7 protein-coding genes, 4 tRNA genes and 1 pseudogene are annotated in these 8,005 nt (G+C 68.4%); 6 read left to right on the top strand and 6 right to left on the bottom strand.

Annotated features, from left to right (window positions below; translation table 11 throughout):
• Positions 1 to 131 precede the first annotated feature (131 nt).
• The 5 genes and pseudogenes from GVL03_RS18500 to GVL03_RS18480 form a co-directional block, all read right to left on the bottom strand.
• Positions 132 to 878, bottom strand: a pseudogene (locus GVL03_RS18500) (DDE-type integrase/transposase/recombinase); the annotation flags it as partial.
• A 329-nt stretch (positions 879 to 1,207) separates the two neighbouring features.
• Entirely contained in the window at positions 1,208 to 2,701 is a 1,494-nt protein-coding gene (locus GVL03_RS18495; RefSeq protein ID WP_159502482.1) for a hypothetical protein, read from the bottom strand.
• Positions 2,698 to 3,327, bottom strand: coding sequence for an ABC transporter ATP-binding protein (locus tag GVL03_RS18490; RefSeq protein ID WP_159502481.1), 630 nt, complete (start codon positions 3,325 to 3,327; stop codon positions 2,698 to 2,700). The genes GVL03_RS18495 and GVL03_RS18490 overlap by 4 nt, the downstream gene beginning before the upstream one ends.
• 201 nt (positions 3,328 to 3,528) lie before the next feature.
• Positions 3,529 to 3,885 (bottom strand): SdpI family protein, encoded by a 357-nt coding sequence (locus GVL03_RS18485; protein ID WP_159502480.1) that lies wholly within the window; start codon positions 3,883 to 3,885, stop codon positions 3,529 to 3,531.
• Positions 3,886 to 4,105: 220 nt separating this feature from the next.
• Positions 4,106 to 4,804, bottom strand: a complete 699-nt coding sequence (locus GVL03_RS18480; protein WP_159502479.1) for a hypothetical protein — start codon at positions 4,802 to 4,804, stop codon at positions 4,106 to 4,108.
• 100 nt (positions 4,805 to 4,904) lie between these two features.
• Here GVL03_RS18480 and GVL03_RS18475 point away from each other — a divergent pair, with 100 nt between their 5' ends.
• From GVL03_RS18475 to GVL03_RS18465, 3 genes are read left to right on the top strand one after another with little or no spacing between them, the layout of a single operon-like run.
• Positions 4,905 to 5,159, top strand: coding sequence for an AlpA family transcriptional regulator (locus tag GVL03_RS18475; RefSeq protein ID WP_159502478.1), 255 nt, complete (start codon positions 4,905 to 4,907; stop codon positions 5,157 to 5,159).
• A complete protein-coding gene (locus GVL03_RS18470) occupies positions 5,137 to 6,321 on the top strand; it encodes a tyrosine-type recombinase/integrase (protein WP_159502477.1) in 1,185 nt (394 codons plus the stop codon). Before GVL03_RS18475 ends, GVL03_RS18470 begins: the two co-directional genes overlap by 23 nt.
• Positions 6,322 to 6,357: 36 nt before the next feature.
• A complete protein-coding gene (locus GVL03_RS18465; protein WP_159502476.1) occupies positions 6,358 to 7,248 on the top strand; it encodes an alpha/beta fold hydrolase in 891 nt (296 codons plus the stop codon).
• Positions 7,249 to 7,406: 158 nt separating this feature from the next.
• Here GVL03_RS18465 and GVL03_RS18460 read toward each other — a convergent pair.
• Positions 7,407 to 7,479, bottom strand: a tRNA-Val gene (locus tag GVL03_RS18460).
• Between the two features lie 147 nt (positions 7,480 to 7,626).
• Here GVL03_RS18460 and GVL03_RS18455 point away from each other — a divergent pair.
• The 3 genes from GVL03_RS18455 (at position 7,627) to GVL03_RS18445 (ending at position 7,927) form a co-directional block, all read left to right on the top strand.
• A tRNA-Gly gene (locus tag GVL03_RS18455) sits at positions 7,627 to 7,699 on the top strand.
• A 55-nt stretch (positions 7,700 to 7,754) separates the two neighbouring features.
• A tRNA-Cys gene (locus tag GVL03_RS18450) sits at positions 7,755 to 7,825 on the top strand.
• 30 nt (positions 7,826 to 7,855) lie between these two features.
• Positions 7,856 to 7,927: transfer RNA gene (locus GVL03_RS18445), tRNA-Val, on the top strand.
• Positions 7,928 to 8,005 lie beyond the last annotated feature (78 nt).

The following is an 8,005-nucleotide window of genomic DNA, read 5'->3' as shown; positions in this document are numbered from 1 at the left end:
ACGGACAACACGATGCGGAGCTTCTTCTCCGCCGGGATCGTCGGGGGACGACTCATGATTCAGACCTTTCGATAGGGGCATTGCATCAGCAACTAACTACCCCTGCCAAACATTCTGACGCGCGACACCGGCAACTCGGCGATCGAACTGGCGAGGGGTTGCTTGTCGAGCCAGCGGAACAAGGTCTGGTGGAAGCGCTCGTTCTTGCCTTGCGTGGTCGGCTTGCCTGGCCTGCCGGTGATCGCTGCGACGCCGAGGGAGGTGACGTAGGCGGTGAGCTGCCCTTCCCAGCCGCGCCGGGATGTGTTCAGGGCAGAGCCGTTATCGGTGAGGAGACGCTGTGGCACCCCATGCGCAGCGATGCCCTTCTGCACCACGGCAAGAGCGCCCTCGGTGGTCTCTCCGGTCGCGACATGGGAGGCGACAGCGAGGCGGGAGTGGTCATCTTCGAGCTGGAAGATCACGCACTTCCGGCCGCCCGCGAGGACGTACTCGGTCGCGTCGAGCTGCCAGCACGCGTTCGGGGCCGGATACACGAACCGGCGATACGACGAGCGCGGCTTCTTCCGAGGTTCTTTGCGGGCGACCCCGGCCTGTCGGAAGATGCGTGCGAGGGACGCGACCGACGGGGCGGCCATGCTTAGAGTGAGCATCTTGTCGTGGACGCTGATCGGCCCGTGGTCCAGACCCGACGCTTCCAGTGCGGCGCGCACCTCGATCGCTAATCGCTCGGTCTCGGCGGCGATCCTGCCCGGGCTGGTCTTCGACCGGCGGGAACGGGGTTCCAGAACTGCGGCTTGTCCCTCGTCGCGAGCGCGTGCGCGGATGGCGTAGAAGGTCTTGCGGGTAATGCCGTGCTCGGCACAGAACGTCGTCACTGACCCTCGTGGGGCATCGTCGGGCCAACGAGCGATCGCGAGACGGACACGGGGATCAACAGGAGCATTCTTCTTCGGCACTCGATCCATACGAGCGCAGAAGTGTCACCACCAAGATGGCCGGAACTGTCACCGATGTGTTGATGTACGAGTGTCACCGAAGTCCTGAGACATGACACATTCGAAACAGGAAGGGAATGAGGTCGGGAATCAGGCGAGCGTTCGAGCGCACGCGGGGAGCATAGGCGGGCAGGAGCGTGGGCTGCGATGGTGGGACCGGATGGCGGTTCAGTCGGGCTGAGGGTGCAGATCGACTGTTGAGGCTCGGGTTATCCTCGGTGCCCCCAGCGGTTGATGCCGACTCCGATAAGGGTGACCGTGACGCCGATTAGCAGGACAGGTGACTCGAATGCGAGGGCCGCCGCTGCGCCGGCCGATGCTGCGAGTAGCACGCCGTCCAAAGCCCAGGTCATCCTCACGGCTGCGCCGAGGTCGCCCATCGGGGTCGGGATCGGGGTCAGCAGCGCGGGCGGGAGTGGGCCTTTCAGGGCGTTGCTCACGCGGGCGATGAGGGCGAGCAGTCCGAGCGCGAGCGAGCTGGCGAGCGGCGCGGCGGCTCCGATGCCAGCCACGATCGAGCACACGACGACGACCGCGAGCAGCACGACGACGATGACGGCCAAGGGGAAAAGTGTGTGGTTGGCGAGCAGATGTTCGTCGCTGATCCCGTACAGGGTAAGGTCTGCCGCGACGCTCGCGGCGTGCCGGATGCCGTCGGTGAGCGGGCCGAGGCCGGCGAACAGGATCAGGCCGGCTGCCGCCCCCAGCGCCCAGCCCGGCATGGCGGGCGCGAACGCGAGCGTGATGAGCGTTCCGGCCACGGCGAGCGCGAGGACGCCGACGATGAGCCGGCCAGGTGTTCGGACAGCCCCGATCGCGTCACGGATCAGGAACACCGCTGACCGATGCCGGATCGGTCGGACGGCGCGGAGGCGGCGACCCAGGTGGGGCCGTCCCTGGTACATCGTCGCGGCAGCGCCGAAGTCCATGCCGGTCGCGTGGGTGGTCGCTGAGTCCCAGCGCGCGGCCTGGGCCATCAGTTCCGCGAGGCCGAGCCGATTCATCAGCACCGGCACGGCGGCGACGAGCAGGGCGGTCAGCGCAGTCAGCGCGGCGAGGGTGTGCGGCGCTCCGCTGCCGGGATACACGAGCCCGACCCACCCCCAGGGGGTGAACGGCTGCATGACCGGGACCGCCGCGGTGACCGCCCCTAGCGCGAGGACGCCGAGCGCAACCGGCACCGCAGCGCGCGGGAACGCTTGTCCGGCGAGCCACGCGACGGTGGCGACCACGCCGACGAGCGCACCGGCCGCGGTGAACATCACGGCACCGAGCGGGGCCGCCAGCCCGCTGCTCATCAGGCTGCCGCCGATCAGCCCGGCGACGAGCGTGGTCAGCGCGGTCACGAGCGCACCAGCGCGCAGCACAGGCCCGCTGAACGTGCCAGACCGCGGCAGATCGCTGGTGGCGAGAGCGTGGGTCGGGAACGGGGCCAGCAACGCCGGGCCACGGTCCCGACCCAGCAGCAGCGCGCCCGCCCACAGGCCCGCGACGACGAGCACCGTGACTCCCGGCGCGGCGTCCGAGGCGAACACCGCGATCCCCTCCGCGCTGGTCACGCTCAACCACACAGCCCGCGCGACCGGGGCCACGGTCACAAGGGCGACCATCAGAACCATGTAGACCAAGAACGCGCGATCCCCGCTGGTGCGGACATTGCGCGCACGCCAGATGCCGAGCGCCGCCGAGGCGCGGCCGGTCATGCCGCCGCATCCAACCGGAGTGTCCGATCGGCCAGCCCGTCCGCAAGGACCGGACTGTGCGTGGCGACCACCAGGGTCGCCCCGTCGTCGCGTCTCGCGCGTAGCACGCGGATCACCGACTCGACATGCTCCGGGTCCAGCCGCTGCTCCGGCTCATCAAGGATCAGCACCTCGAACGGCCGGGCGAGCACCAGAGCGATGCCGAACAACTGTGTCTGCCCGGACGACAACTCGTGCGGGAACCGCTGCCCCAGCGCGGTCAGACCCAACTCCGCGACCACGCCGCGCGCCAGCTCCGCCGCCGCGTCCGGGTCATCCAGCCAAGTCGTTGCGACCATGAGGACGTGATCGAATACCGTGAGGTCGGGAGCCATCGGCGGCAGCCCGATCATCACGGCGACCCGGCTACGGAAGCCACGGTCGCGCGGCGCCACGGCAGCGCCGCCGATCCGCACCACCCCGCTCGACGGCTTCTGGGCACCGGCCAGCACCCGCAGCAGGGTCGATTTGCCGGTCCCGTTCCTGCCTCGCACGATCAACGCCTCACCCCGCTGCGCGGCTACCGAGATGGGCGCGAGGAGTGTCACGTCACCCGCAGTCACGCCGACCTCGTCCACCTCGATCATGTGACCATCCTCTCAGGCCAGGGAATCTCCCCCGAACTGAACGGGCTCTTGTCCCAGTTCTCCGCCCCATCCGATACCTGCTGCAAGCGTCGCGGGGCTCGGGCCCGCAATGCCCGAAGCGGCTTGCGGACACGGGCACCGGGACGCACAATCTCGCATCGGATGCGGCCGCCACCGCACCTACGGCGCGGCGTGAGAAGGCTAGGCCGCCGTTAGTGTCGATTCACCCGCGGCTCGTGCCGCACGACTCGCCAGGTAGAGCGATACGGCGACGGTCGCAACGAGGGCAACGACAACAACGACGACGGCGAGCACCACGGCGATCGTGCCGTCCAGCAGCAAGACTGCAACGCCGGCCGCCGCGCTGACCGCGAACCCGGCCCAGCCCCACGAGGCAGCGGCCTTGTGGCCTGCGACCCACCCCGAGTCAGAACGCAACGTCGATCGCACGCGAATACCCGCGACCCGGTTCCGGGGCAGCACTCCGTTCCCGGCAAGTTGCGTGAGCACCGCCGCGAGCAGCAGCAAGACCGGGAACACGACGGCAATCACGACCACGCCCTCAGCCTACGTTCGCGCCCCCGCAGCGTGGCCTTCTAGGTGCTGAAAAGTGCTAACTCAGGTGCTAAGCAACGTGTAGGTGCGCGTATCTCGGTGTAGTTATCCACAGGCGCACCCTCGTTCTGCCCTGTATTTACGGGCCTGAACGCCGATTCGTGATCCTGCGCGCGAGGGGGTCGAGTGCAGTTCACATACCCGGTCGCGGACGTCGCAACGGTTATCCCGCGCGCCCGCGCCGACCTGGCGGCAGGAGACCCTTCCTGCGGGCTCGGGCGACCCAGCCCTGCGCAGTGGAGAGCGGCACGTTGCTGATGCGGGCCATCGTCGCGGTCGGGTTCGGGTCGCCGTCGTCGGTGAGTCTGGTGTGCTGTAGCGCGACCAGCTCGTAGAAGTCCGGCGTTCGCTTCGGGTCATCGAGTGGCTTCATGACCGCGGACGACTTGAGGGTGCGTCCGCTCGGTAGGGTCATCTTCCCCTCGTGGAAGTGGCTGGTCCCGGTGACGGCGAACTGGCGTCGGTTGATCGAGGCCTCGATCTTCGAGGTCGGCAGTTCGCGCAGGATGGGGCTCGCCACGGGGTCGCCGGCCCACTCGGGGAGGTAGGTGATGCCGGTGATCCGGACCTCGCCCATCGGTCGCTGGTCGAGGACGTTCTGCCGTTGGAGGCGCAGCAGGACGCGCGTTCTCGTCTCGACGTGCTGGATGAGGTACCAGCGGCCGGAGTCGATGTTGTTGTGGCTCGACTGCAGCCTGCGGGCCAGCCCCGGCTCGGGGTCGACCCACTGTTCGTAGCGCACGGCGGCGTCGACCTCTGCGCTGTCGCGTGCGGGATCGATCGGGGACGGTTCGGGCATCTGCCAGCCCGCGGGCAGGTCGCCCGGCACCAGCAGCTCGACATCCTCCAAGTCCTCTGCCATGCAGTCGAGCCTACCGGATTCTGGGGGTTTGCTCACGCAATAGCCAGAACATCATTTCTGTAGTAGAGTGGCGTAACTGCCATTGCATGAGGTGATTCGGATGACGAGAGCGACAACCGCCCAGGTTGCGGATCAACTGCTGCGCACCGACGAGGTGGCCGCCTGGCTGTCGGTGTCGAAGTCCACCCTGGTCCGTTGGCGGCAGTCCGGGGAGGGGCCTGCCGTCTACTGGCTGGCCGAGGGCGTGCCGCGCTACCGCGCCGCCGATGTCGAAGCGTGGCTCGCGGCACGTCAGGCCGCGCAGCCGCGTCTGCCGAGGAGGGGGAGTGCTCATGCCGGTGCGTCGCGGGGATAAGTGGGAGGGCCGGCTGAAGATTGCAGGCAAGGTCGTCCGCACCCGTCGCTTCACGACGAAGCGCGGCGCTGCCGAGTGGGAGCGTCGTCAGCGCTCGACCTTCGATGAGCACGGCTACGACCCGAGCGCGGGCAAGGTCTCGGTCGAGTCGCTGCTGCCCGTGTGGCTGGAGCAGCGCGAAGGCAGGGTGAGCGAGACGACGCTGGACACTGACCGCTACCTGCTGCCGACCGAAGGCCAGCTCTCCGGCAGGAGCAGTCGCGAGCCCGTGCTTCCGCTGTGGTTCCGCAAGCTCCACGTCGTCAAGGTGAACGGGACGGCGGTCGCCAAATGGCAGGACGACCTCGGCAAGCGCGACCTCGCGCCGACGACGGTCAGCCGCTACCGCAACTCGCTCTCGTCGTTCTTCAGTTGGTGCGTCTCGGAGGGCTACCTGGCGCACAACCCGGTCGCCTCGACCAAGCCGCCGAAGGATCGCCGCGCCCGCGAGGACATGCGCCCGCTGCCCGCACCCGAGTTCGATCAGGTCGTCAGTGACATCACTGAACTGAGCCCCGTATACGGCGACCTCGTGCTCGTCCTCGGACGCACGGGCTTGCGCTGGGGCGAGGCGCGCGCGACGCAGGTGCGCGACTTCGCGGAGGTGCCGATGCCGATGCTCCACGTCATCCGCAACCAGCCGGAAGGCTCGGCGGAGAAGGCGCCGAAGTCGGGCAAGGGCCGCAACGTCCCGGTGCCGGACTACCTGGTGCCGGTCATCCGCCGCTTCGCGGCGGGCAAGGCTTCGACCGATCTGCTGTTCACCAGTCCGCGTGGTGCGCAGCTCCACCGCACCTCGTTCGTCCGGGCGACGAACTGGGAGGCCAGCGGCCGAGGCCGCACCCGTCACGATCTGCGACACACCGCGGCCTGTGAATGGCTCATCCAGGGTGTGCCGCTGACGACCGTGCAGCACTGGCTCGGTCACGGCTCGATCGCCATCACCGCCCGCTACCTGCACCACCTGGGCGACTACGCCGACCGCGCCGCGCTCGACGTGCTCAATAGGGCCGCGAATAAGGCGAGCGCCGAGCGGAAGAAGAAGCTGCCCGACATCGGGAGCTTCGGCGCAGAACCTCGCCGCTCGCGAGACAACGGACGCGGTCTCGGTCTCGGTCTGTAGCGCAAGGATAGCGCCGCGATCTGGCAGGCTAACGCTATGGGTGGTCGGCGCGTGACGGTGGCGGAACGCCCCGTTTCGGCGCACGGGGATGAGCCGATCGTCGCCGTCTCCGGCGAGGGTGGCCTATGGTCGTTCGAGCTGCGTGGGACACCCCACGCAGATGTCGTGCTCGTGGTCCTTCCCGCGATGGGCGTGCCTGCTCGCTACTACGACACTCTCGCAGGCGAGCTGCTGAACGCTGGGGCTGCGCTCGCTCGCGTCGACTTCCTTGCACGCCGGGTGCAGGCCGAGCCGTCACGTCCGCTGGACGGCTTCGCAGCCCTTGTCGAGGAGTGCCTGCCCGCCGTCTTCGCCGCGCTCCGCGAGCACCTGCCACGTGCGAACCCGGTGATCGTCGGACACAGCCTCGGCGGGCAGCTCGGTCTCATCGCCGCGGGGAGGTTCTGCCCAGAGGCACCCGTCGTGCTGGCGGCGAGCGGGTCGGCCTGGCATCGGGCGTTCCCCGGCACCCGGCGTTGGAAGTACCTTCTCGGCTCGCAGGCGATCGGCGGGGCGGCACGGGCGCTGGGTCACTGGCCCGGTGACCGACTGGGCTTTGGCGGCCGGCAGCCCGAGGCTGTGATCCGCGACTGGTCTCGTGTTGTGACGACTGGACGCTACGCCGCTGGAAGTGGCACGTTCGACTACGAAGCGGCCATCGCAGATTACCGCGGCGAGCTGCTCGCGATCGACGTGGCTGGCGACGTGCTGGCGCCTCGTACAGCGACAGACGCGCTGCTGGCGAAAGCGCCTCGCGCCCGCGTCACGCGTATGAGCTACACTCCGTCACGGGCGACGGCGAAGCCGGGCGCGCACTTCACCTGGGCGCGCGATCGGGACGGACTCTCGCCCGTGATCATCGAGTGGGCGCGATCCCTGCGGGACTGAGCGGACCTTCGCGCAGAGCGACGCATGGCTGCTCAGTTTCTCATACGGTCCCGGTCCCGCCCGTGGGGGTGATTCCGGGGTGATTCCCCGCCTTGGCAAGCAAAGACCAGAAGCGGCGAAAACGAAGAACCCCCGGCCTGACCGGGGGTTCTTCTCTGTGGGCGATACCGGACTCGAACCGATGACCTCTTCCGTGTGAAGGAAGCGCGCTACCAACTGCGCCAATCGCCCGTCGGCCACGTGGGCCGGTTACCGAGCATACCGGATGCGGAACGCCCGCTCGTGCAGCGGGCAGGGACACGCGCGAGCCGCCTCCGGTTTTGCGTCGACGCGGAGTTCGGCTAAAGTCGTTCAAGTGCCCGAGAGATCGGAAAGCACGCGGATGTAGCGCAGTTGGTAGCGCACAACCTTGCCAAGGTTGGGGTCGCGAGTTCGAGTCTCGTCATCCGCTCGAGTGCGGGGTTTTCCCTTAGGGGAGATCACGACGCGTGGGTCGAACCACACACGGTGGCGTGGCCGAGCGGCTAGGCACCGGCCTGCAAAGCCGTTTACACGGGTTCGAATCCCGTCGCCACCTCTCACTCCCGGTAAAAGCCGGTAGCTCTACGGGCGATTGGCGCAGCGGTAGCGCGCTTCCCTGACACGGAAGAGGTCACTGGTTCGATCCCAGTATCGCCCACAGAAGAAGGCCCGGAACCCCGCCAGGTTCCGGGCCTTCGCCTTCCCCGTGATCCGGCCCCGGAGCCCGGCCCCGCCC

Origin of the sequence: Microbacterium sp. 18062 (genome assembly GCF_902706225.1) — a bacterium.
Classification (GTDB): domain Bacteria; phylum Actinomycetota; class Actinomycetes; order Actinomycetales; family Microbacteriaceae; genus Microbacterium.
This window is presented reverse-complemented; position numbering and strand designations above follow the sequence as displayed.